At 62.2% G+C, this 24080-nt stretch carries 21 protein-coding genes; 8 read left to right on the plus strand and 13 right to left on the minus strand.

What is annotated here, in order from left to right:
- Nucleotides 1-89: 89 nt before the first annotated feature.
- From ACT6Q8_RS22320 to ACT6Q8_RS22330, 3 genes are all read right to left on the minus strand, one after another.
- Nucleotides 90-368: a DNA -binding domain-containing protein gene (locus tag ACT6Q8_RS22320; RefSeq protein ID WP_444734686.1), complete on the minus strand. Its 279-nt coding sequence runs from the start codon at nt 366-368 to the stop codon at nt 90-92.
- Nucleotides 369-489: 121 nt separating this feature from the next.
- Entirely contained in the window at nt 490-1395 is a 906-nt protein-coding gene (locus ACT6Q8_RS22325) for an AraC family transcriptional regulator (protein ID WP_444734685.1), read from the minus strand.
- Between the two features lie 444 nt (nt 1396-1839).
- Nucleotides 1840-3540, minus strand: coding sequence for a sigma-54 interaction domain-containing protein (locus ACT6Q8_RS22330; RefSeq protein WP_444734684.1), 1701 nt, complete (start codon nt 3538-3540; stop codon nt 1840-1842).
- Nucleotides 3541-3684: 144 nt separating this feature from the next.
- Here ACT6Q8_RS22330 and ACT6Q8_RS22335 point away from each other — a divergent pair, with 144 nt between their 5' ends.
- The 8 genes from ACT6Q8_RS22335 to ACT6Q8_RS22370 all read left to right on the plus strand — a co-directional run bounded on the left by ACT6Q8_RS22335 (nt 3685) and on the right by ACT6Q8_RS22370 (nt 12218).
- Nucleotides 3685-4350 carry a TetR family transcriptional regulator gene (locus ACT6Q8_RS22335; protein ID WP_444734683.1) on the plus strand — a complete coding sequence of 222 codons (666 nt, stop codon included), beginning with the start codon at nt 3685-3687 and terminating at the stop codon, nt 4348-4350.
- A gap of 283 nt (nt 4351-4633) precedes the next feature.
- Entirely contained in the window at nt 4634-5860 is a 1227-nt protein-coding gene (locus ACT6Q8_RS22340; protein ID WP_444739424.1) for a CaiB/BaiF CoA transferase family protein, read from the plus strand.
- A gap of 24 nt (nt 5861-5884) precedes the next feature.
- Complete coding sequence (locus tag ACT6Q8_RS22345; protein ID WP_444734681.1) at nt 5885-6664, plus strand: enoyl-CoA hydratase-related protein; 780 nt, start codon at nt 5885-5887, stop codon at nt 6662-6664.
- 56 nt (nt 6665-6720) lie between these two features.
- On the plus strand, nt 6721-7710 hold the full coding sequence (locus ACT6Q8_RS22350) for an NADPH:quinone oxidoreductase family protein (RefSeq protein ID WP_444734680.1): 990 nt from the start codon (nt 6721-6723) through the stop codon (nt 7708-7710).
- 23 nt (nt 7711-7733) lie between these two features.
- Nucleotides 7734-9173, plus strand: a complete 1440-nt coding sequence (locus ACT6Q8_RS22355; RefSeq protein WP_444734679.1) for a 3-hydroxyacyl-CoA dehydrogenase NAD-binding domain-containing protein — start codon at nt 7734-7736, stop codon at nt 9171-9173.
- Between the two features lie 38 nt (nt 9174-9211).
- Nucleotides 9212-10054, plus strand: a complete 843-nt coding sequence (locus tag ACT6Q8_RS22360) for an enoyl-CoA hydratase-related protein (protein WP_444734678.1) — start codon at nt 9212-9214, stop codon at nt 10052-10054.
- Between the two features lie 22 nt (nt 10055-10076).
- Complete coding sequence (locus tag ACT6Q8_RS22365) at nt 10077-11279, plus strand: serine hydrolase domain-containing protein (protein WP_444734677.1); 1203 nt, start codon at nt 10077-10079, stop codon at nt 11277-11279.
- Between the two features lie 48 nt (nt 11280-11327).
- Nucleotides 11328-12218, plus strand: a complete 891-nt coding sequence (locus ACT6Q8_RS22370) for an alpha/beta fold hydrolase (protein WP_444734676.1) — start codon at nt 11328-11330, stop codon at nt 12216-12218.
- A 48-nt stretch (nt 12219-12266) separates the two neighbouring features.
- Here the strand turns inward: ACT6Q8_RS22370 and ACT6Q8_RS22375 are convergent, their stop codons facing one another.
- From ACT6Q8_RS22375 to ACT6Q8_RS22420, 10 genes are all read right to left on the minus strand, one after another.
- Complete coding sequence (locus ACT6Q8_RS22375) at nt 12267-13364, minus strand: acyl-CoA dehydrogenase family protein (protein ID WP_444734675.1); 1098 nt, start codon at nt 13362-13364, stop codon at nt 12267-12269.
- A gap of 4 nt (nt 13365-13368) precedes the next feature.
- Complete coding sequence (locus ACT6Q8_RS22380; protein ID WP_444734674.1) at nt 13369-14553, minus strand: acyl-CoA dehydrogenase family protein; 1185 nt, start codon at nt 14551-14553, stop codon at nt 13369-13371.
- 113 nt (nt 14554-14666) lie between these two features.
- Nucleotides 14667-16259 carry an AMP-binding protein gene (locus ACT6Q8_RS22385; protein ID WP_444734673.1) on the minus strand — a complete coding sequence of 531 codons (1593 nt, stop codon included), beginning with the start codon at nt 16257-16259 and terminating at the stop codon, nt 14667-14669.
- 192 nt (nt 16260-16451) lie between these two features.
- On the minus strand, nt 16452-17294 hold the full coding sequence (locus tag ACT6Q8_RS22390) for an SDR family NAD(P)-dependent oxidoreductase (protein WP_444734672.1): 843 nt from the start codon (nt 17292-17294) through the stop codon (nt 16452-16454).
- 429 nt (nt 17295-17723) lie between these two features.
- Nucleotides 17724-18815: a Zn-dependent alcohol dehydrogenase gene (locus ACT6Q8_RS22395; RefSeq protein WP_444734671.1), complete on the minus strand. Its 1092-nt coding sequence runs from the start codon at nt 18813-18815 to the stop codon at nt 17724-17726.
- An 85-nt stretch (nt 18816-18900) separates the two neighbouring features.
- Nucleotides 18901-19773 carry a MaoC/PaaZ C-terminal domain-containing protein gene (locus ACT6Q8_RS22400; RefSeq protein ID WP_444734670.1) on the minus strand — a complete coding sequence of 291 codons (873 nt, stop codon included), beginning with the start codon at nt 19771-19773 and terminating at the stop codon, nt 18901-18903.
- 35 nt (nt 19774-19808) lie between these two features.
- Nucleotides 19809-20741 carry an alpha/beta hydrolase gene (locus ACT6Q8_RS22405; RefSeq protein WP_444734669.1) on the minus strand — a complete coding sequence of 311 codons (933 nt, stop codon included), beginning with the start codon at nt 20739-20741 and terminating at the stop codon, nt 19809-19811.
- 62 nt (nt 20742-20803) lie between these two features.
- Nucleotides 20804-21946, minus strand: coding sequence for a thiolase C-terminal domain-containing protein (locus ACT6Q8_RS22410; RefSeq protein ID WP_444734668.1), 1143 nt, complete (start codon nt 21944-21946; stop codon nt 20804-20806).
- A 4-nt stretch (nt 21947-21950) separates the two neighbouring features.
- Nucleotides 21951-22358, minus strand: coding sequence for a Zn-ribbon domain-containing OB-fold protein (locus tag ACT6Q8_RS22415; protein WP_444734667.1), 408 nt, complete (start codon nt 22356-22358; stop codon nt 21951-21953).
- Between the two features lie 44 nt (nt 22359-22402).
- Nucleotides 22403-23881 (minus strand): NAD-dependent succinate-semialdehyde dehydrogenase, encoded by a 1479-nt coding sequence (locus tag ACT6Q8_RS22420; protein WP_444734666.1) that lies wholly within the window; start codon nt 23879-23881, stop codon nt 22403-22405.
- Nucleotides 23882-24080: the final 199 nt, after the last annotated feature.

Consider the following 24080-nt stretch of genomic DNA (forward strand, 5'->3'; position numbering starts at 1 on the left):
AATAGAAGCTTACACTGATTTGATTAACTCTAAAGTTGGAGACCAGACCGTGAAATCATTTCACTCATTTAGGCGATAGGCACGCTCTACTATTTTCGAGGTATACCTTCCCTCATCAAGAGGTGACGATAACCGCTGGCAGCCATCCATTGAGCCCGCCGCAGGTGGGAAGCCCAGCAGCGATGGGTTCGATCCTTGTCCAGCAGCGCGTCACGATGCAGGACGATCCTGGCAACGTCCTGCCAGTCGGCTCCCGATGCCTCGGCGTCGAGCAACCGGACATAAGTGATATAATGCGCTTCATCATAGGGGGTGATGGTCTCCGACCAGGGCACCTCATCCTGAACATCCGGGTTCAATTCACTCATGTTCTTGCCTCCCGTCAGAGTCTTCGTCGCAGTCCGGAAGCACCTGTTGGACTCCGTACTGCAAATTGACAAATCCCCCAAGGGCAAACTCGGTGACAAACGCTCCGCTCGGGCAACCGCTTCATCGCCGGTCCTTCCGGAACTGTGAAGGTGTCGTTCCCGTGATCTTCCGGAAGGTCTCAGTGAAATGGCTGTGGCTCGAAAAGCCCAGGGTGAGGCCGACCTCGGTGATCGACAGATGCGGATCGAGCAGCAATTGCTGGGCCCGCGCGATGCGCCGCTTGTTGAGATAACGGAAGGGAGAAGTGCCCAGGCTGACCCGGAAGGCCCGGATAAAATGGTAGCGGGTGAGCCCGACTTCGGCGGCCAAGTGGCCGAGATTCAGCTCCTCCCCCAGGCGTGCCTCGATATATTCGACAACACGCCGCTGCCGTGAACTGCCGAGACCACCAATCACCGGCGCGGGCCGGCCTGCATCTCCGAAAGTCTCATACAGCTTGAGAAGCAGCATCGCGCCGATGTGATTGAGATAAAGTGGGCTGGTATGGCCGGATCCCTCCATGCCCTGATGCAGGCAATCGATCAGCTTGCCGATCACGGGGTTGTCCACGGCAACCATCGGCTTCAAGTCGGGTATCGTCCCGCCGAAGACCTCCGACAATGTACGTTCGATGAAGCTTTGCGTGAAGGAGACCGCGAATATTCGCTGATTGCCGGCCCAGTCGACATGGACAAATTGATCGGGCGGAAATAGATGGAACTGACCAGCGTTGACGACATGGCGTTGAGGTTCCAACACGGTGTGGGGTTTCCAGCCAAGTTCACAGGGCTCTCCCTGATGGACTACCATGCTCAGATGAGGAGTCCTGACCCAGGTTCCAGAATTGGCTGGAGCCTCGAACTGACCAACAATCAGGCCTCGATGGATGAGGCGTTTGCCGATCCTCACCGACAACGGCAAAAAGTCGGAAGAGAAGTCCAATACGACACGTCTGGTTCTGGACTTTGAAGACAATTCAGCCTCCATCTATCGATTTTGGCTTGGATAACAATCAGAATAGTCCCGTTCTAGACCCCGTTCGTGTTCAACATGCGATGCGCTCCCGGCTCCCCCGCCACCTCCGCGGCCTGGACGCAGACAGCACAATAGGCCTCGTCGAGCAGCGGGTTCCCGACATTCGCCATTCATCTGATCGACAAAGCATTGGACGGGTAAAGCCCCCTTCCAATTCGAAAGCCTGTTCGAGGGCAGCTGCGGCCGTCCTGGCCGCAGGACGGTTCCTTGGGGGTTCTGGACTCCAGCTGCTACTATCGGCCCATTGCAGCTTGTGGCGTTCCTGTTCAACAAGAGAAATGACTCAACTTGACTGAAATCAAGGCAACGATCGGATCGACAGCGGACATTCGTCGATCCAAATTCCGCCATGTTAAGAGCCTCCTCACAGCCGAGCATGGATGTTCCATGAGGAAGTTATGCGGAAATTTCGCCGAGTTTCTTATAGAGGTATGACCGGGATATGCCCAGTTCTTCGGAAACCTTCTTCTTATTGCCTTTGTGACGCGCCATGGCGCTCTCGATCACCACATCCTCAACCTTTTGCATGTGGTCCTTGAGCAGCATGTCCGGCACCGATGCAGTCGGCGCCACGGCCCTCAGGACTCCTGGCGCAGGGATATGCCCCTGACGCGAATGCTGAAGCATATCTGTACCGATCACGCCGCCATTGCTGAAGATCGCGGCCCGTTCGATCTCGTGCTTGAGCTGGCGCACATTACCCGGCCAGCTTTGTGATTGCAGATAGACGATAGCGCCGGCATCCAACGCGTAGTGCGGACGATTATGGCGCTCCGAGAAGTTCTTCAGAATCTCGTCGGCCAGTGCGGGAATATCCTCAAGGCGTTCGCGCAGCGGCGGGACCTGCAGGATAACCGGGCTGATCCTGTAATAGAGGTCGAGGCGGAAATCGCCCTGCTCGATCATCCTCTCAAGATCTCGATTTGTCGCCGAGATCAGTCGGAAGTCGACCTTCAGGGACTTTGTTCCGCCCAGCTTCTCGACCATTCCATCCTGCAGCACCCGCAGGAGCTTGGCCTGGACATTGAGCGGCATGTCGCCGATCTCGTCGAGGAACAGGGCGCTGCCATGCGCCTGCTCGAACTTCCCAGCATGCCCCTTTTGCTGGGCGCCGGTGAAGGCGCCCGCCGAATAGCCGAACAGCTCGCTCTCCACCAGCGTGGCCGGCAACGCCGCGGCATTAATCATGACCATGCTGTTGCCGCGGCGCGAGCTGAGCCGGTGGAGCGCCTGGGCCACCAGTTCCTTGCCGGATCCGCTCTCTCCCACAACAAGAACAGGAACGTCGAGGGGTGCTATCCGGACAATGTCGCTCTTGAGGTTGCGAATGCTGCGGCTGTTGCCAATAATGCTGTCGAGACCATATTCATTGCGCCGCATGGCCTCGGCCTCGCGCTTGTAGAATTTTACCTCGCTCTCCAGTGAATTGATCTCCTGGTTGAGCTTTTCGAGCTCCTCGGGCCCCTTGAACATGATCCGGCCGATGGCCCCGACGATTTTCCTGCCACGATAGATCGGCGTGCGGCTGACGACCCTGTTGGTGCCATTCATCCGCTGGATGTGCCCGACTTCCGCCTTTCCACTCTGCACCACTTTGTGCAGCCGGGTATTTTCGATTATTTTCTCGACCGGTCGGCCATAGCCCTCGCCATGGCGCTGATGGAAAAAGTTCTCGTGTATCGGCGAGATGAAACGGACGATCGCGTCGGCATCGACGACTGTCATCGCGTCAAACGGATTGCTCAACAGATGATCGAAGATGTCGTAGGCGAAATCGACGGAGCTGACGAACTCCAACACCGTATCACCCGGCGCCTCGCTGATCGTCAACATGGCGCCTTCGGTCAGGTCCGTCCACATCAGCACCAGCTTATGCCCGTTCACCGTCAACGCCACCAGCCGCGAAGCTCTTATGCCCGCGACCCATTCGCGATCCCGGACGACGGCCTGGATGGCAGGCTGGCGGCCAAGACCGACCGCATGCAGGATTTCGCCGCTGGCGGACAAGACGACAAGGCTTGTCTTGGGCGCCTCGGCGGCATCCGCATCATTGTCCGGCGCTGGCGTCGGCAGTGGTCTTGCCCTCATGGAAGACATGATTCCACCCTTTGAGTGTGATACCTCCCAGCCGCATAGTCGCTTTTGGCTGCGCTTTGGCTTGACCTCACTATTAAATAAAAATTTAATGCCGGTCAAGCGCGACGCCGGGCCGTGGTGCACACAGGATTTGAGGGTTTCTCGATGGCCACCAAGCTTCCGCGATCGGCGGAGAAAGAGTCCCCTGAGGGAAGAAGTGCCATTTTGGAGGCGGCGCGCGCCTTGCTGGGCGAACGCGGCGGCTCACGCTTCACGCTTGCGGAGGTGGCGAAGCGTGCGGGGAAGAATGTGGCACTCGTCAGCTATTATTTCGGTGGCCGGGAGAAGATGCTGATCGCAATCCTCGATGAGGACCAGGCCATTATGACCAGGCCGCTGGACAAGCAGCTGGAGCCCGATCTGCCGGCTGAGGCACGGCTCGAACGCCATCTGTCAGGCATGGTGAAGCTCTGGAGTAAACGCCCCTATCTCTACGCGCTGGCCGGCGAACTGCTGCGACGCAGCGGAAGGAGTTCCGAGGACGAGATCGTCAACCGCCTGCTTCGGCCCACGATCGAGGTCCAACGCTCGATTCTGGAGCAAGGCCGGGCGGAGGGCGTGTTTCGGGACATCGATCCCATGATCTTCTACCTCTATGTGATGGGCGCGGTGGACATGCTGTTCAAGGCGCGCAACACCATCGAAAATGTGTTCGGGCGAAGCGCCGATGATGCCGAGATCCGGGAGCATTTCGTGAAACAGACGATGTCCTTGGTGATGGACGGATTGCGCGCGCCGGACACTGTCGCGGATCGGGGCCAAGCCCGCTGATCGGCCGATCCGTGTAGGCGCGCGACCCCGGCATTTGAAGCGGCAGGCCGAAAGCGACGCCCGCCACTCTTTCCAGGGCGGACGGGCGACGCTTTGCATCGGTCACTGTTCTTGGAAAAGACGGTTTTACCGGGCTATTGACCGGGATGGATACAAAGCAATAGCCCCCAGAAGCACCCGCCTGCCCCTAATCATACGGTCTGGATGCAGCACGACTGAATGGCATGTCGCTTGCTGAGGACAGCCCCACCGCCCCGGAGCGGGCGCGAGGGGAAGCAAGAAAATGACATCGGCTGCAGGCGAGGTGACAATGGAACGGCGACCGATGGAGGGTTTGCCTGTCGTCGAGGCGGGAGCGGGGTTTACCTTTCTTTCCGGCATTAAGGTGCTCGACCTCACGACGTCGGTGGCGGGGCCTTATGCGTCGATGCTGCTTTCAGACTTCGGCGCCGAGATCATCAAGGTCGAGCGGCCCGGCGGCGACGATGCCCGCGGCTGGGGACCTCCGTTCCTGGATGGGGAGTCACTCTGGTTCACCGCGGTCAACCGCAACAAGAAGAGCATCGTCCTCGACCTTGAGGATGCGACGGATCGCGCCAACTTGCGCGGTCTTGCCGTCCAGGCCGACGTCGTCATCACCAACCAGCCCCCTAAGGCACAAAGGAAGCTCGGTCTCGATTACGAGGCTTTCGCCACGCTCCGCCCTGACATCATCTTCACCTCCATCACCGGTTTCGGACTGACCGGTGAGCGGTCCGACCTGACTTGCTACGACCTGATCGCCGAAGGCTATTCCGGCGTCATGGACATCACCGGCGAGGCCGATGGCGGCCCCCAGAAGATTGGGGCACCGGCGGCGGACATGCTCGCGGGACAGGATGCGGCGATGGCCACCATCGCTGCGCTGTTCGACCGGATGCGCACCGGCAAAGGGCATCTGGTCGATGTCAGCCTGGTGGAAAGCATGACCCGATTCCTGAGCTGCCGCGTCTCGCCCTATCTCGGCGCGGGCGAAGTGCCCGCCCGGTCCGGCGGAACCGACAGCGTGATCGCGATCTACCAGCAATTTGCGACAAGCGATCTGTCTCTCACGCTCGGCCTTGGCAATGACGGCATCTGGCACCGGTTCTGGAAGGCCGTTGGCGATCAGGCATATGGCGAGCGGCCGGAATTCCGTTCCAACACGCTGCGGCGCGCATCCAGGAACGAGATCGTCGCGAAGATCCAGTCGATCCTGCTGACCAGCCCGCGCGATCATTGGCTGACGCTGTTCGCCGGTGCCCGCGTCCCAGCCGGACCGATCAACACGGTGGAAGATGTCGCATCGGATCGGGCCTTGCGGGAACGCGGCCTCTTCTTCGCGCTACGCGACGGCGACCGCATCGTCCCCCAGATCGGTCTTGGAATCCGGATCGACGGCAGGACCGCCATCCCCCGCTCAGCACCTCCGCGCCTTGGCGAGCATTCGCATGAATATGCGACCGCGGGCGCAACCGGCCCCTCGGTCTGACCGGAGACGAACAGGAGACTTGACATGAGCTTCAGCGAAATCCTGTACAGGGAAGAGGGGCCCGTCGGCATCATCACCCTGAACCGGCCCCACGACGGCAACATGTTCACCCAGACCATGTGCCACGAACTGCGCAACTGCATCGAAGATATCCGGCGCGAGACCCGCACCCGCGTGATCGTCCTTACCGGCGCCGGGGACAAGTTCTTCTGCATCGGCGGGCGCAAGGAAGGCATGGAGGACACCAATCTCTATGCGGGCGTGCTGCCGACGCTGGACATGTATGAGGCGATCGACCGCCTGCAGAAGCCTGTCATCGCCAGCGTCAACGGTTTCGCCGTCGGCGGCGGCAATGTGCTGCAGATGGTCTGCGACCTGACCATCGCGAAGGAAAGTGCGGTGTTCCGTCAGGTCGGCCCGATGATGGGGTCGTTCGATGCCGGCTACGGGACCTGGTATCTCGAAGATCTCGTCGGCAAGAAGAAAGCCAAGGAGATGTGGTATGCTAATATCAAGATCGGCGCGCCCGAAGCCCTGTCCCTCGGCCTGATCAACCGGGTCGTGCCAGACGATACGCTGGCACAGAAGACCATGGAATTCGCACTGGAAGTGGCCGACCGCGGATCCTTTGCGCTGGCGTCGATCAAGGGCGCGTTCAATGCGCGGCATGGAGGGGTTAGCGGCCTGTCGCGGATCACGCACGACATGCTACTGCGTCAATATCTGCGGTCGGACGAGCATGAGGAACTGGCGGCAAGCTTCGCTGAGCGCCGCAAGCCGGACGGCTCCAAATTCGGCAAATAGCGCAGCAGCATGACAGCGCACAGCGGGCCGATTGAATCAATCCAGGAGCGATTTGTATGAAAGCCGTACGGGTCACCGCATTTGGACCGGTTGCAGAGGCATATTATGGGGAGGTTCCCGACCCCCTGCCCGGGTCCGACGACCTGCTCATCGATGTCAAAGCGAGCGAGGCCAATTATCCCGACCTGCTGGTCATGGAGGGGAAATACCAGATCAAGCCGCCTTTGCCTTTCTCGCCGGGCAAGGCGGCCGCAGGCATCGTCATCGCGGTCGGCGCGAATGTATCGGGCTTCCGCGTCGGTGACCGGGTTGCCGCCCAAGTCGAATACGGCGCCTATGCGCAGAAGCTGGCCGTTCCCGCCCATAGCTGCTTCCCGCTGCCTGCCGACATGCCGTTCGACGTCGCCGCAGCACTCGGGCTGGTCTACCAGACCTCCTATTTCGCCCTCGTGAACCGGGCCGCGATCCAGCCGGGAGACAGCGTGCTGGTGCTTGGCGCATCGGGCGGCGTCGGATCGGCCGCGGTCCAGCTCGCCAGGGCGCTGGGCGCATCCGTCGTGATCGGCGGCGTGCTGGGCGACGAGAATGCGCAGGTGGCGACATCGCTCGGCTGTGATCGCGTCATCGATCTTGCCCGTGCCGACCTGCGCGACGGGCTGCGCGAGGCGGTGTACGACGTCACCTGCGGTCGGGGTTGCGACATCGTGATCGATCCGGTCGGCGGCAACGCCAACGCAGCCGCCCTGCGCGCGCTTGCCTGGTGCGGGCGGATGGTGATCATCGGCTTCGCATCGGGGGAGATCCCCACGATCAAGGCCAATTATCTGCTGGTCAAGAATATCGCGGTGTCCGGGCTGCAATGGTCCGATTATCGCGATCGCGAACCCGGCAAGGTCCGTGCGGCACAGGACCACATCTTCTCGCTCTGGCAGGCGGGAAAGCTGGCCCCATACATTTCCCGGCGGCTTCCGCTGGAACAGTTCGTCGAGGCATTGGAAGACCTGCGTCACAGCCGGGTGCAGGGCAAGGTCATCCTTCAACCATGACAGCGACGGGGAACCCAGGACCGATGCCTTCACATGCATTGACCCCGACCTGCGCCGTTGGCGTCGTCGGCGCCGGCACGATGGGGGCCGGGATCGCGCAGGTCGCCGCCACCGCCGGTCACCAGGTCTTCCTGTACGACGCGCGCGAGAGTGCGGCGCAGGAGGCCAGCATCCGTACCGCCGCACAGCTCAGGCAACTGGCGGCCAAGGGACGCATCGCCGCCGCCGATGCGGAGGCGATCGCGGCGCGGATCGTGCCATGCGCTCAGCTCGGGCAGCTCGCACCGGCGCAGCTGGTCATCGAGGCCATTGTGGAGGATCTGGAGGTCAAGCGAGCCTTGTTCGTGGAACTGGAGGCGATCGTCGCGCCGACTGCGGTCCTGGCGTCCAACACCTCCTCGATCTCGATCACGGCGATCGGTGCTGCCCTTGCGCGACCGTCGCGCTTCGCCGGCCTCCATTTCTTCAATCCCGCACCGGTGATGAAGCTGGTGGAGGTCGTGAGCGGCCTTGCAAGCGCGCCGGAGACGATCGAGCGGCTGCTCGCCACGGCAGAGGCCTGGAGGAAAGTGACGGTACGCGCCCGCTCGACCCCCGGCTTCATCGTCAACCGGGTGGCCCGTCCCTATTATGCGGAAGCCCTGCGCCTTTACGAGGAGCAGGTGGCCGATCCCGCGACCATCGACGCGATCCTGACCCAATCGGGTGGCTTCCGCATGGGCCCCTTCGCGCTCATGGACCTGATCGGTCACGACGTGAACTATGCCGTCAGCCGCTCGGTATTCGACGCCTATTACAATGATCCGCGTTTCCGTCCCTCGCTCGCGCAGCTCGAGCTTGTCCAGGCGGGCTGGCTTGGCCGCAAGACCGGCCGGGGCTTCTACGACTATGGCGAAGGCGCCTGCCCACCCGAAGCGGCGTCGGCGCCTGCCCCGGTCGCTTCACAGCCGTTCGACGTGGACCTGTTGGACGGCGAGTTGATCCTGGATGGCGTGCTGATCGCCACCACCGATGGACGGACGGCGGAGGAGCGCGCACGGGCCATCGGGCGTTCCGTCATCCTGGTCGACCTGATGCTCGACAGGGCGACAGCCGGCAGGATCTGCTTCTCAACCTCGCGGGACGTTCCTTCGGCGGTCCTTTCCCGCTTCCTCGCAACATTGGACAAAATGGACAAGGTGGCGACCCACCTACCCGACTGGCCTGGGCTGGTCGCGATGCGCACCGTCGCGATGCTGGCAAACGAAGCCTATGAGGCCGTGCTGCACGGGGTTTCGGACGAGGCCGGGATCGATGCGGCGATGCGCTTCGGCGTCAACTACCCGCTTGGGCCGATCGCATGGGCGAAGAGGATCGGCCCGGAGCGCATTGCCGCCGTCATCGACGCGATTTTCCACCTCACCCATGATCCACGTTATCGCGTTTCCCTCGGCCTGCGCCGGGCCGTCGCGCAGGAGCGCTAGGGGATGCCGACACGTAGCACTTCTCCCCTGCGAGGCAGATGATGGCTTACGACCATATCCTTCACGCGGTCGATGGGCCGATCGCCACAATCACGCTCAATCGGCCAGAGCGCATGAATGCCTATATCAGGCCGATGATCCTTGAGGTGCGGGATGCATTTCTGGCTGCCGATGCCGACGATGATATCCGCGTAATCATCGTGACCGCGGCCGGTGACCGTGCCTTCTGTGCGGGTGCCGACATGTCGGCGGGTGGTGATAACTTCAAAAATCCGCTGAGCAGCGATCCATCGCTGCTCAATGCCGAACGGCTGTATCTCGATACCGTGTATAATTGCCGCAAGCCGTCGATCGCGGCCGTCAATGGTGCCGCTGTGGGCATCGGTGCCACGATCATCCTGCCCATGGATTTCCGGATTTGTTCTGAAAATGCGCGCTTCGGTTTTGCCTTCGCGCGACGCGGGGTCAGCCCCGAACTTGCCAGCGCTTGGTTCCTGCCGCAGCTGGTGGGCGTGAGCCAGGCCCTGCAATGGTGCCTGACGGGCAGGCTGTTTGGAGCGATCGAAGCTCTGGCCGGCGGCCTTGTATCCGAAGTGACCAAGCAGGACGAGCTGTTGCCGCACGCCCGGCGCCTCGCGATGGAAATTGCCGAATGGACGTCGCCCGTTTCCGTCGCGGTGACCCGGCAGATGATGTGGCGCTTTGGCGGGCTGGCGAGCTATCAGGATATGAAGGAGCTGGATCAGCGCATCTTCACCGAACTCAGCGCCGGTGCCGATGTAGCCGAGGGCGTGAACGCATTTCTCGAAAAGCGCCCGCCCCGCTTTCCGGGCCGGGTCTCCCGGGACATGCCGCCCAGCTATCCTTGGTGGAAGGACTGATGTCAGGGAGAGGAACGCCATCATGATCCACGGTTACTGCACCCCGAAGTTCGAGGGCGTGCGCGCGGAATTCGCCCGAAACTTCGAAAATCGGGGCGAGATCGGCGCCTCGGTTGCGATTTATGTCGGCGGCACATTGGAGGTCAGCCTCTGGGGCGGCGTGGCGGACGCGGCCTCTTCAAGGGCCTGGGAAGAGGACACGCTGGCGGCCATCTTCTCCTCCACCAAGGGCCTTTCCGCGACCTGCATGCATATTCTGGCCGATCGCGGGCTGATCACCTTCGACGCCCCGGTGGCACGCTACTGGCCCGAATTTGCGGCCAATGGGAAGGCTGGCATCACCGTGGGCATGGTTCTGGCGCATCAGGCAGGCATGCCGGTCTTCCGCGAACCACTGCCCGACGCCGGCCTGACAGACTGGCGACTTATCGTTTCGCGCCTGGAGGCGGAGGCCCCGGTCTGGGCTCCGGGAACGCAGTCGGGCTATCATGCGGTCACGATCGGCTATCTGCTGGGCGAGATCCTCCGCCGCGTGACCGGCAGAACGATTGGACAGTTCCTGCGCGACAATGTGGCGGGGCCGCTTGGTGCCGATGTGTGGATCGGCCTACCGGCCGAGCTGCACGACAAGGTCGCGACAGCCTATTTCGACGCCCCCAGCCCGGACTCCGCGCTGTTCAGAAAAATCGTTGAGGAGCCGCAATCGCTGGCGGGCCTGCTCGTTTTCAACAGCGGCAATGACCATACCCCCGAAAGCGTCAACAGCGCCGCACGCCGTAGCGCCGAAAACCCTTCGGCAGGCGGCATCGCCAGCGCAAAGGGCCTTGCCCGTGTGTACGCGCCGCTGGCACTGGATGGGTCGGTCGATGGGTTGAGGCTCGTCAGCCGGGATATGTTGCCCTACATGCGCTATGTCCGCTCAGCAGCAGCCATCGACCCTATTCTCCAGGTCGCAACGGCCTTCACCTCCGGTTTCTCCAAATCCTGGGGGGATCGCAGACGGGGCGAAGGCGAGCATGCCATCATCGGCGAACAGGCATTCGGAACGGCAGGTGCCGGTGGCAGCATGGGCTTTGCCGACCCGCAGGCACAGATGTCCTTCGGCTACGTCATGAATCGCCTTGGTCCCGGCATTGCCCTCAATAACCGTTGCCAGAGCCTGATCGACGCGGCCTATACGGCACTTGGCTTTGCAGGCAGCGACCCGGGTTTCTGGATCCGCTAGCCAAGCGGCCGCAGCCATTCCGCCAGCGTCGATTTCAAGAGGAACAGCGTGACCCGTTTCGAACCTGCATCCCACCGTTTCGTCTCGCAGCGGCTTATTCTCCACTATCTCGATTGGGGCAATCCCGGACGTCCGCTGCTCGTCCTGGTGCATGGCGCACAGGATCACGCCCGCTCATGGGACTGGGTCGCGCAGGAGCTTCGGCACGACTGGCATGTCGTATGCCCCGACCTGCGTGGGCATGGCGACAGCGCCTGGTCGCCGGATGGCAATTATCCGATCCCGGCCCTTGTCGCCGATCTGGCACAGTTGATCCACCAGAACAGCGATGGGCCGGTATCGATCGTGGCCCACTCACTCGGCGGTGCGATTGCACTACGCTACGCCGGGATTTACCCGGAGCGCGTGGCGCGACTGGCCGTCATCGAGGGCATCGGCACGTCATCGCTCGGCCGCAAGCCGGGCACGTCCGTTGCGGAGCGATGGCAGGACTGGATCGACCAGCGCCGCACTCTCGCCGCACGCCCCCCGCGTCGTTACCCGACCCTAGACCTGGCCTACGCCCGCATGCGTGAAACCAATAAGCACCTGACCGCCGAGCAGGTAGGCCACCTGACAAAGCATGGCACCGCCCGCAACGAGGATGGCACCTACAGTTGGAAGTTCGATAATTACAGCAGATCCGCACTACCGATCGGCAACACGGACGAAGAATTGTTTGAACTCTGGCACAATATTGACTGCCCGGTCTGGCTGGTCCACGGTGCCGACAGCTGGGCGCGGCATCCAAATGTCGACGGGCGCGCGGGCCATTTCAAGGATGTGACCGTGACCAGCTACGAACGCGCAGGGCATTGGGTCCATCACGACCGCCTCGACAGCTTTATGCACGACCTGAAGGCCTTTCTGAGCAATACCGGGCAATCGCCAGGCGCGTAAGGAAACAGGAAACCTCCCCTGATCAGTCACGATCCAGGGAGATCGATATCAGGCTGCCCGGCCCAGTGCGATATGCCGCGCGAGATGGTGATCCTCATCCCCAAGCACATGGTTGAGCATGACGAGACGTTTGGCAAAGTGCGACAATGGCAGCTCCCAGGTCATGCCAATCCCGCCATGCATCTGGATCGCCTCCTCCGCAACCAGTGCACCGACGGTCCCGATCGTATATTTGGCCGCCGAGGCATAGCGGTCGCGCTTGATCGGGTCCGCCAGGAAATGCGCCGCCGCATTGATGGCCGCTGAGCGCGCTTGTTCGATTTCGAGCGCTACCGTTGCCATACGGTGCTGGAGCGCTTGGAATTTGCCGATCGCCATCCCGAACTGCTTTCGCGTACGCAGATAGTCCACGGTGGCGACGCATATGGCGTCCATGATGCCGACCGCTTCCCAGGCAACGGCCGTCAGGCCCAGCGCGAACGCTGTCCGAAGGCTGGCGTCAGCCTGCCCCTCAGCACCCACCAAGCGTGCTTCGGCATCCGCCAACGTCAGTTCGCCGGCCGCCCCGCCATCGATCAGCGGATAGGGACGCACCGATACCCCCGGTGCACTGGTCCTGACAAGAAAGGTGGAAAGACCCAAGTCGGTCTGGGCAGTCACCAGGATCAGATCTGCGCTGGCCAGATAATCGACAATCCCTTTGACGCCGCTCACCGTCCAGCCATTCCCGTATCTCACCGCTCTGGCCACCGGACTTGGTTGCCCTAAGGGACCGATTGCCGGCTCATGAGCGAAGGTCAGAACACTGTCACCCGAAATCACCGCTTCCAGCGTCCCCCTTTCTCCGGCCGCTTCGAGGATTCTGCCCGCAAGCAGGGTTGCAAGGCTGGGACCGGTCACCAGGGAATGGCCCAGTCGCTCGAAGGTCGCGCCGATGTCGAACGCTGATCCGCCATAGCCGCCGGCCCGCTCGCCGAACCAGGATCCGATCACGCCGAGTTCGGCCAGCCCCTTCCACACGGAGAGCGAAAAACCGGCGCTGCTGTCGATCGCCTTCTCCCGATCCTTCCAGGTGAAGCGGTCAGCGAGGAAGCGCGTCATCGAATTGGCTAGCATCTGCTGGTTGTCACCGAGCGAAAAATCCATGATCTCAAAGCTCCAGTATCGATTTGGTGATGATCTCGCGCTGCACCTCGTTGGATCCGCCGAAGATCGAAAGCTTGCGGTTGTTGAAATACTGCGCGGCGGCCGGCCCGGCCCATCCGGGTCCGACTGGTGTGTCGTTGGTCGCTTCATTCACAAAGGGCTGGGCGTACCGTCCGGCGGCGCGGCGCAGCAATGCGCTGAGTCCCTGCCTGATCTCGGTCCCGCGGATCTTCAGCATCGAGCTTTGCGCCGTCGGCGCATGGCCCGCACCTGCCGCTGCCAAAACTCGCAGGTTGGTCGTCTTCATATTCTCAAGGTCGATCTCAATCCGCGCCATCCGCGCCGCGAACGCCGCATCGTCGGCCAGAAGCCCGCCGTCGCAGGGTGACAATCCTGCTATTGCCTTAAGTTGCTCGAACGCCGCCATGGAGAGCCCGACGCCCGCGATGTTCGTGCGCTCGTAGGTCAGCAGATATTTGGCGTAGGTCCAGCCCTTGTGCTCCTCGCCAACTAGATTCTCGACAGGCACGCGGACATCGGTGAAGAAGACCTCGTTCACCTCATGATCGCCGTCGAGCAACTTGATGGGCCGGACCTCGATGCCCGGCGACTGCATGTCAATCAGCAGGAACGAGATGCCTTCCTGCTTCTTGCCGCCGCTATCCGTCCGCACGAGGCAGAAAATCTTGTTCGCATGTTGCGCCAAGGTCGTCCATGTCTTCTGGCCGTTGACGATATACACATCCCCATCGCGGACCGCGCGGGTCTTGAGGCTGGCGAGGTCGGAGCCGGCCCCCGGCTCCGAATAGCCTTGGCACCACCAGTCCGACCCGTCCAGGATGCGCGGCAAATAGTATTTCTTCTGCGCCTCATTACCATATTTGATGAGTACTGGTGCCAGCATCGAAAGACCGAAATGGACGATGCGCGGCGCATGGGCCATTGCCGTTTCGGTCTCGAAGATGAAGCGCTGCATGACCGTCCAGCCCGTCCCTCCCCATTCAACCGGCCAGTGGCTGGCGAGCCAGCCACGCGCGTTGAGAATGGCGTGCCAATGCTCCATCTCCTGCTTGTCCAGCTGCTGACTGGATCGCACCTTGTCGGACAGGCTGGCCGGAAGACTTTCCCGCAGAAAGTCGCGAACTTCGCTACGAAAGGCTTCTTCCTCGGGCGAAAAATCAAGATTCATGGTGATAAGCCTCTGACCAAATGGGAAAGCGCGTTGTGCGTGCGCGATTCCGCCGCCGATCACGCGCAGAGACAACCGGTCTGCCTAGCTCTGCCGGGCGGTCCGACCATCACCTAGATCTGACGCGCCCGTCCGGCCCAATAAGGCGCACGGACCTTGTCGCGCAGGATCTTGCCGGCATCGGAGCGCGGGAGATCGGTGACGAAGTCAATCGCCTTGGGAATCTTGTAACCGGGCAGCCGGGTACGGGCGAAAGCGAGGATCTCGCCCGCCAGCGCGGCCGTGGGGGCATATCCCGCCTTAAGCTGGATGACGGCGCGAACCTGCTCCCCCCAATCCGGGTCCGGGATTCCGACCGTGGCACTGTCGGCAACCGCCTCGTGCCTGACCAGCTCGTTGTCGATCTCCTGCGGATAGATGTTCACGCCGCCGGATATGATCGTTTCGGCACTCCGGCCCGTCAGGAAGAGATAATCATCCTCATCGAAATAACCGATGTCGCCCATCGTGAAGAAGTCTTCGAACCGGCCTGCCGCCGTCTTTGCGGGGTCCTTGTGGTAGGTGAAGCCTCCCCCCGCTGGCAACTGGTGATAGATGGTCCCGGAGATGCCGGCGGGTACATCATGCCCGTTCTCATCCAGTATCCGGACCTTGAGAAGGTCCGGTTTCCTGCCGACCGATCCCGGCTTTTTCAGCCACTCGTGCGAATTTATGAAGAAACCCGCGCCACCTTCCGATCCGGCGTAATATTCCGTCAGGACCGGTCCGAACCAGTCGATCATCGCGCGCTTCACCTCCGGTGGGCACGGTGCTGCACCATGGATGATGTAGCGTACATGACCGACGCTGTACTTCGCCTTCACTGCGTCCGGCAGCGCCAGCAATCGCTGGAACATGATCGGAACCAGATGCATGTGGGTGACTCGCATCTGCGAAATTGTCCGCAGAACCTGCTCGGTATCCCATTTGTCGAGAAACACCAGCGGCGTGCCGCTGTTCATTGCGGCACGGACATCGAAGCCGAGCGGACCGCCATGATAGGCCGGTCCCGCGCACAGTTGCACAGACGTCTCCGGATCATAGCCCTTTTCAGCATAGGAACGCGCCGGCAGGATCAGTGCTGCCGACCGCAGAACGCCCTTGGGCCGCCCCGTCGTGCCGGACGTGTAGAACATGATGTTGCCGAGTACAGGATCGGCAATATCGGACCCGTCATATTCCGCTAAGGCATCGTCATAGGCTTCAAAGCCCGCGATCGCTCCGCCCACCGCCAGCCGGACGGTCACGTCGGGACAATCCGCAATCGCCGACGACAGGGCCGGGGCGACGCGCGCGTCGCCAACCACCGCCTTAGCATCACAGTCCCGGACGATGAAGGCAATCTCGTCGGCCGTCAGATGCCAGTTCACCGGCGTCACGCGGATCCCGGTGCGCAGCGTCGCGGCCAGCACTTCGAAAAATTCGGCCCGGTTCGAGCAGATGAGGGCCAGTGCATCCCCGGCCTTCAGGCCACGCGCGCGCAGCAACCGGGCCAGCCGGTTCGCATTGCTGTTCGCTTCCCCTAAGGATCGTGTACGACCATCCGGGTCGTACACGGCGATGCGGTCGGGCTGCCGCGCGGCCCAGACCGACAGGGTCATGCCTGACTGCGCAGCACGATCCAGACGGTCGTATAGCGCATCGCGATCATGGATTATGTCGGTCAATGCGTCCCTCTCCCACCCCTCGGTCGACCCAGTTTACCGGAACTGAAGCCGCCTGCGTTTCTTGTTGCTCCAACCGCCTTGCCTCGGTCGAACGATCAGCGGCGGTGGCATGACGGGAAGGAGCATCCCCTTCCCGTCATGGTCAAACGCGACGCTTCAGCGGAAACCGCTAGGCCCGGCAGGCGCACTCCTTCAATCTGCCCCGAAGAAGATAGACTGTGCATGACCAGCCAGTTCCTGCGCCGTATAGGGCTTGTCGGGACGGAAGCCGTCGGTCTGCACCATCTTTACTTCGGCCACGCCTTGCGACGAGACGGAGAGCACCTTGCCCGAATGGTCGGCGGCGAGGTCCGATGCCATGAACAGCACGGCGGGGGCGATGTTCTCCGGAAGACGCAGCGGGTTCTCCGGATAACCCAGGTCCGCGGTCATCCGGGTCAGGGCGCCGGGCGCCAGGCCCATCACGCGAATGCCGCTCTTGCGCCCTTCGATCGAGAGGACGCGCATGAAGCTGTAGATGCCGCCCTTGGCCGCGCCATAATTCGCCTGGCCGAAATTGCCGTAAAGTCCGGTCGTCGAGGAGGTCATGATGATGACACCCGGCTTGCTGTTCTCCTTGAGCCACTTCCACACCGGCAAGGTACAGCAATAGGTGCCCTTCAGGTGGACCTTCACAACAAGGTCCCAATCTTCCTCGGTCATCTTCGGGAAACTCTTGTCCCGCAGAATCCCGGCGTTGCAGATCAGGATGTCGACCTGGCCGAAATTGTCCAAGGCGGCCTTCAATATATTCTCGCCGCCCTGCATGGTGGAGACGTCATCGCCATTGGCCACAGCGCGGCCGCCGGCGGCACGGATCTCGTCCACCACTAACTGCGCTGCGGCACTCGCATCCGCGCCTGAACCATCACGCGCCGCGCCGAGGTCATTGACAACGACCGCAGCCCCTTCAGCAGCAAAAAGCTTGGCATACGCCGCACCAAGGCCGCCGCCGGCGCCGGTGATGATGGCGACCTTGCCGTCAAGAAGTCCCATTATGCTCTCCCTGGTGGCGCATCTGCGCGCCATACGGTTTGCGCGACCCAAGCGCGCCTCATTCAACATTTCCGCCGCAGCCGGTGGAATATCCCTCACTACGCAAGGCCCATACCAAAGCAGGTAGCCACATGCCCTGACCGGGAGGCGCGAACGATCCAATCCGCCCAAAACAACGCAATCCCGCCAGTTGCGGTCGGTGCGGTCGCCATCATGCTCGAAACCGGGCCGCGGGCTGGCGGGAACAATGCTCCCGCCGACGACATGTTTCGCAGAACCTGACCGTGACGTGCACACGCCGGGCCCGGGTCTCGACCACGTGGAAAGGGGTGCGGATGCAGATGTCCTGCGGAAGATGATCAGAGTTCGCCTGGAGCGCGACCAGATCTATGGAAGCGCCCAACTTAATGCCGCTCGCTCTGGAAACGATCACACGGCCTGATCAAAGATGATGACGGACCGTGCGAGGCCGCCAGTCTTCATGTCGGCAAAGCCCTCGTTCACCTGTTCGAGGCGGATCCGTTTCGAGATGAGGTGATCCAGCTTCAGCCGTCCGGACAGGTAGAAATCGACCAGACGCGGCATGTCGACCGGGAAACGGTTGGAGCCCATGAGCGAGCCTTGAATCCGCCTTTCACCCAGGAATGCAGCACCCGGCAGGGATATGTTGATGCCGGGCGGAATCATGCCGATGATGTTGGCCGTGCCGCCGCGGCGGAGAATGCCGAAGGCCTGCTCCGCAGCTTTCGCGAGGCCGATGGCCTCAAAGGAATGATGAACACCGCCTTTGGTGATCTCCAGCACTGCGGCGACCGCGTCAGTCTGCGAGGCGTCGATGAAGTCCGTGGCGCCGACGGCCCTGGCCAGATCTGCTTTTGCTTCGTTCATGTCGATCGCGATGATCCGGCTGGCGCCGGCGATTGCAGCACCGTTCAGAGCCGACAGGCCGACGCCACCGCAGCCGATGACCGCAACGGTCTCCCCGGGTCGGACTTGCGAGGTATGAATGACCGCCCCCACTCCCGTCATAACAGCGCACCCGATGAGCGCTGCGCGGTCGAAGGGCATGTCCTGGCGGATCGCGACACAGGCATGCTCGTGCACGAGCATCTGTTCGGCAAAGGCCGAGAGATTGAGAAACTGCGGCAAGGCGGCGCCAGCCTGGGAAAGCCGGGGCGGATGATCTTCACCGCGCTTGGTATCCGGTGACTGACACAGGCTCAGATGGCCCGTGATGCAGTGCTCGCAATGTCCGCAAAATGCCGACAGGCAGGTGATCACGTGATCTCCCGGTTTCACTGTCCTGACTTCCGAACCGACCTGTTCCACGATGCCCGCACTCTCGTGCCCGAGCACGGCAGGCAGGGCGTGCGGATATGAACCTTCCATGAAATGCAGATCGGAGTGGCACAGGCCGGCGGCCATGGTGCGGATCAGCACCTCGTGCGGACCGGGCTTGGCGATCTGCACATCTTCAATCCGCAGCGGCGTGCGCACTTCGCGCAATACAGCAGCTTTCATCTTCATCCTCCCCCTGGGAGCCTCCGCCGCGTATTTCGGTACCCTCGCCTCGATCCGGGAGGATGGCCCCACATCGCGACAATCTTTACCGCAGAATCGTCAGCCCATTCTTGATGACCGTGACGCCCCGCTCGACAACTCGCGCTTCGAACGAGATTTCCTTGCCGTCCCGCCACAGGTCGACGCTGATGGTTTCGCCGGGAAACACCGGCGCCGAAAACCGGACCTGATGGCTGAGGATCTGGTCGGGATCATAATCGGTAATCGCCTGGAGCACTGCGCGGCAGGTGATCCCATAGGTGCACAGCCCGTGAAGAATGGGCCGGTCGAAACCGGAACGGTTGGCGCTTTCAGGATCGGAATGAAGCGGATTGCGATCCCCATTCAGGCGATAGAGTAGCGCCTGGTCCAGCCGGGTGGGGATCGAGACGGTGAGGTCGGGCGCACGGCCGGGAACATTGTGCGGCACGGGCCCACCATCCGACGGGCCGCCAAATCCGCCGTCACCGCGCAGGAAGACCGAACTTGTCAACGTGGCGACCCGTTCGCCGGCCTCATCGGTCCACGTTGTTTCACGGATTTCGACTGCACCCTTCGCGCCCTTGTCGAATGCTGCGACGGTCCCGACCTGTACGGTGAAGGTCCCGGCGGCGGGAAGCGGCCGGTGAAGGACGATTTTCTGCTCACCATGGACCAGCATCAGCACATTGGGCACGCTCTCGCGGTGACCCGGCTTGCGCTGGGCGGGACGGAGCCGGCTGAGCGGTGGTGCTAGGACGGTCACGGCCGTGGGAACGACCTTGAGACCCTTCTCATACACGAAGGGCAACTCGGCCTCATTCAACGGATCGCCGCCCAGCCCGACGCCGAGCGCGTAGAGCATGACGTCCTTGTCCGTATAGCTGAAGATTTCCGGTTCGGTGACCTGATCAAGAATGTCGGGATAATAGATGGGCATGGAACGTCCTTTTCTGACTGATATGATCGGCTCTCTCACTGGAGAGCCGTGCGCAGCCGCTTGATCGTCACCTCGATGGCGCGGGGCACCGCCGGGGACATATCGGGCATGATGTAGAAATCGTGCGGCAGCGCGCCGAACTCGATGTGATCGACGGTGGCGCCATGCGTCACCAGGCGTTCCGCATAGGCACGGCCTTCGTCCCGCAGGGGATCATGACCGGCTGTCACGACCAGGGCGGGCGGTGGGTGCAGAAGCCTGGCGTTCTCCAGGACGGTGCGATCCGCTTCGCCGTGGCCACGGAAACCCAGGCAATCGGTGAACCACGCCAGATTGACCTTCGTCAGCACCGGCCCGTCAAACATGTCTCGCGATACTGTCGGGATTTCCGGCCAGGTCACGGGGTACAGGAGCATCTGGAAGACGAGGGGATGGACGGGATCGTGCCCCAGCATGTTGGCAGTGGCGGCCGCGAGATTGGCACCGGCGGAATCACCGCCAACCGCGATCCGCCGCCGGTCCGCACCCAGCGCCTCGGCGTGATCGAAACACCAGCGCGTGGCCGCCAGCGCGTCGTCATGTGCCGCCGGGAACGGATGCTCCGGTGCCAACCGATAGTCGACGGCAATTACCCGACACCCCGCACCGACGGCAAGACGCCGGCAAAACCCGTCATGGGTGTCAAGATCGCCGACCACGAAGCCACCCCCGTGGAAATAAGCCATGGCAGCCGATGGTGTCGCAACGCCGTCAGGGACGTACAGGCGCGCACCCAGCCTGCCGTCGCCTCCCTGGACCTCTATCTGTCGGACCATCACCCCTGCGGGCGGACACTTGTCCTGCGCCTGGCGCTGCGCGCGATAACCCGCACGGATCTCCACCAGCGGAAGGGCCGTAAGCGTGGAATTCGCCAAGCTGGTCGCGGCCCGTGCCTGGGCATCGAACAGCGCCCGGAATTCACTGTCCATGGCCTGATCCGGCCATAACCGGTTCGGCCCACGCTGGTGCGAAGGTGGGCAGGCAGACATGGCTAAGGCGCTTCGTTTGAAAAGATCACCGTTCCGGCCGCCCAGAAGATGCCGCCGACGCCATGGCTGACGCTGATGGCGGCTCCAGGCACCTGGGCCGCCGCAGTGCCGCGCAGCTGTCGTACGCTCTCCTGCATCGCATACATGCCATACATGCCCGAATGCATGTAGCTGAGACCGCCGCCATTGGTGTTCACGGGCAGCTTGCCGCCGATGGCGGTGTTGCGCTCGTTGATGAAACCCGCTGCCTCGCCCGGCTTGACGAAGCCGAGATCTTCCAGGCCGTAGAGCGGCAAATGGGCGAAGGCATCGTAGATCATCAGGTGATCGACATCGGCATGGGTGATACCGGCCTCATCGAACGCCCTCCTGCCGGAAAGCCTGAACGCGGTGGACGAGGTGAAATCATACATCTGGGACACCATTGGTGTCTCGACGCTCTCTCCGGTGCCAAGGATATAGACCGGCTTCTGCGGGAAATCCCTGGCCCGCTCCGCCGAGGTCAGGACCAGGGCCCCCCCGCCATCGGTCACCAGGCAGCACATGAGCTTGGTGTAGGGCCATGCGACCATTTTCGAACTGAGCACATCGTCGATGGTGAGCGGATCCCGGAAACTCGCGCGCGGGTTCAGGGCGGCCCATTCGCGCTGGATAACCGCGACATTGGCGAGGTCCTCGACCCGATAGTCTCGTGCCTTGAGATATCGCAGAACCGGCAGGGTGAAGGTGCTGGCCGGGCCTGTCGTCCCGAACGGTTTTTCAAACTGGTCCGCTAGGCTCGATGGCGGCGGGCTGAAGCTGCCGGTACCTATCCGCGAACGGCCGGATTCACCGTGCGTGATCAAAACCGTCGTGGCCAGGCCCTCATTGATGGCTGCGGCCGCGTGGCGGACATGCATCATGAACGAACAGCCACCGACGCTGGTGCCATCGGCATAGACCGGCTTGATGCCGAGGTAATAGGCCAGCTCGACCGGGCTGACGCCTGCGGTCGCCACACCATCAATGTCGGACGGTTTCAGGCCAGCGTCGGCCAGCGCATTGAGCGCTGCGTCGGCGTGCAATCCGAGCACCGAGGCATCCGGAATCCTGCCCATCTTCGTCGTTTCGGCGGCGCCGACCACGGCTATGGTTTTCTGCTTCATGGGGTTACGGCCTCGCCGGCGCGAAAAGGGGCAGTGTGATCTCGTCCGACCGTTTGCCGAAGGCCGCCTGCAGCGGCATGTCGAGTTGCAGCGCTTCGGGTGTCTGGGGGCAATCCACGATGTTCGTCATCATCATCGGCCCTTCGTCCAGCTTCACCACAGCGATGGCATAGGGCTCGCTACCGAAGTCGGCGCGCGGAAGGTGATTGATCACATAGGACCACAGGATGGCGTTGCCGCTGGCTCTGTAGACCTCGACCTCGCGGCTGCCGCATTTCGGACAGAAGGGACGTGGCGGAAAATAGCTGTCCTGGCAGGCGACACACCGCTGCAGCCGCAGCTCTCCCGCCTTGCATCCGTCCCAGAAATGCTGCGTCTCCGGCGTGGGGACCGGTAGAAATTGCGAAAGCATTCATTTCTCCATCTGCCGGTACCCCCGCCGGCAACCCGGTCCGGTCATACCGAAAGGCACAGATATTTGAGTTCGGTGTAGTCATCGATCCCGTACTTGGATCCTTCCCGGCCCAAGCCGGACTGCTTGATACCGCCGAACGGTGCCACCTCGGTGGAGATCAGGCCGGTATTGATGCCCACCATTCCATATTCGAGCGCCTCGGCGACCCGGAACACCTTGCTCAGGTCACGTGCGTAGAAATAGGAGGCGAGCCCGAATTCGGTGTCGTTGGCCAGTGCCACGACCTCTTCCTCGGTTTCGAACCGGAAAAGCGGCGCCACGGGCCCGAAGGTCTCCTCGCGTGCAACCTTCATCGCACTGGTGACGCCGGTCAGGATCGTCGGCTGGAAGAACAGCCCGCCACGGGTGTCCCGCTGGCCGCCCAGCGCCACTGTGGCGCCCTTGGACAGAGCGTCGGCAATGTGATCCTCGACTTTGTCTCGCGCATCGGCATCAATCAGGGGCCCCACCGACACGCCCGCCTCGAAGCCGTCGCCGACTTTCATGCAAGCGACCCTTTCGGACAGCTTACGCGCAAATTCATCGTAAACGCCCGCCTGGATGTAAAGGCGGTTCGCGCACACGCATGTCTGACCGTTGTTGCGGTATTTGGAGATCATCGCCCCTTCGATGGCCGCATCGATATCGGCATCGTCGAATACGATGAACGGCGCATTGCCACCCAGCTCGAAGCCCAGCTTCATGATCTGGTCCGCACCCTGACGCATCAGGATGCGGCCGACATTGGTGGAGCCCGTGAAGCTGAGCTTACGGACCTTCTCGTTTTCGCAGAACTCCTTCCCGATGTCGGAAGAGGCGCTCGACGTCACGACGTTGAAAAGGCCCGCCGGCAGACCCGCACGTTCGGCCAGCAGTGCCAGCGACAGCGCCGACAGCGGCGTCTCGGCCGCGGGCTTGGAGACCACGGCGCAACCGGCGGCGAGCGCCGGCGCGAACTTGCGCGCGAGCATGGCGTTGGGGAAATTCCACGGCGTGATCGTCGCCACGACCCCGACGGGCTGCCGGAGCACGATGATGCGCTTGTCCGCCTGCGGTCCCGGGATCATGTCGCCATAGAGGCGCTTGGCCTCCTCGCCGAACCACTCGACATAGGAGGCACCGTACAGGATCTCGCCTTTCGCCTCGGCGAGGGGCTTGCCCATTTCCGTCGTCAGGATCACCGCGAGATCATCGGCATTCGCGATCATCAGGTCATGGACCCGGCGCAATATCGCGGCACGTTCCTTGGCGGTCCTGGCTGCCCAGAGCTTCTGCGCATCATAGGCGGCAGCGATCGCCCGGCCGGTTTCGGCCCGCCCGAGATCAGGCAGCGTCGCGATCACCTCTCCGGTTGAAGGATTGGTCACCTCGAAGGTCTTGCCGCTGTCGCTCCTGGCAACCCATTGCCCTGCAACATAGGCCTGGTCGGTGACAAGCGTCGGGTCCTTCAGCCGCGCCAGAAGGCTATCAGCGATTGCCATGATCGACCCCTCCGCCACGCACGCCATTCTCATGCTCGCCCGGCGCATTCCGCCGGCTGCGCTCAGCCTTGAGCTTCAACATTCTTCTCCGAATACAGGATTCTCTTCCTTGCAATCAGCAAGCCCCATGCCAACGACGCTATCCCCAGTAATCGCCCGCCGCCCGCGCGATAATGTTGTTATGGACGACAGGTGGGCG

This window comes from Niveispirillum sp. (assembly GCF_052437035.1).
Lineage (GTDB): Bacteria > Pseudomonadota > Alphaproteobacteria > Azospirillales > Azospirillaceae > Niveispirillum.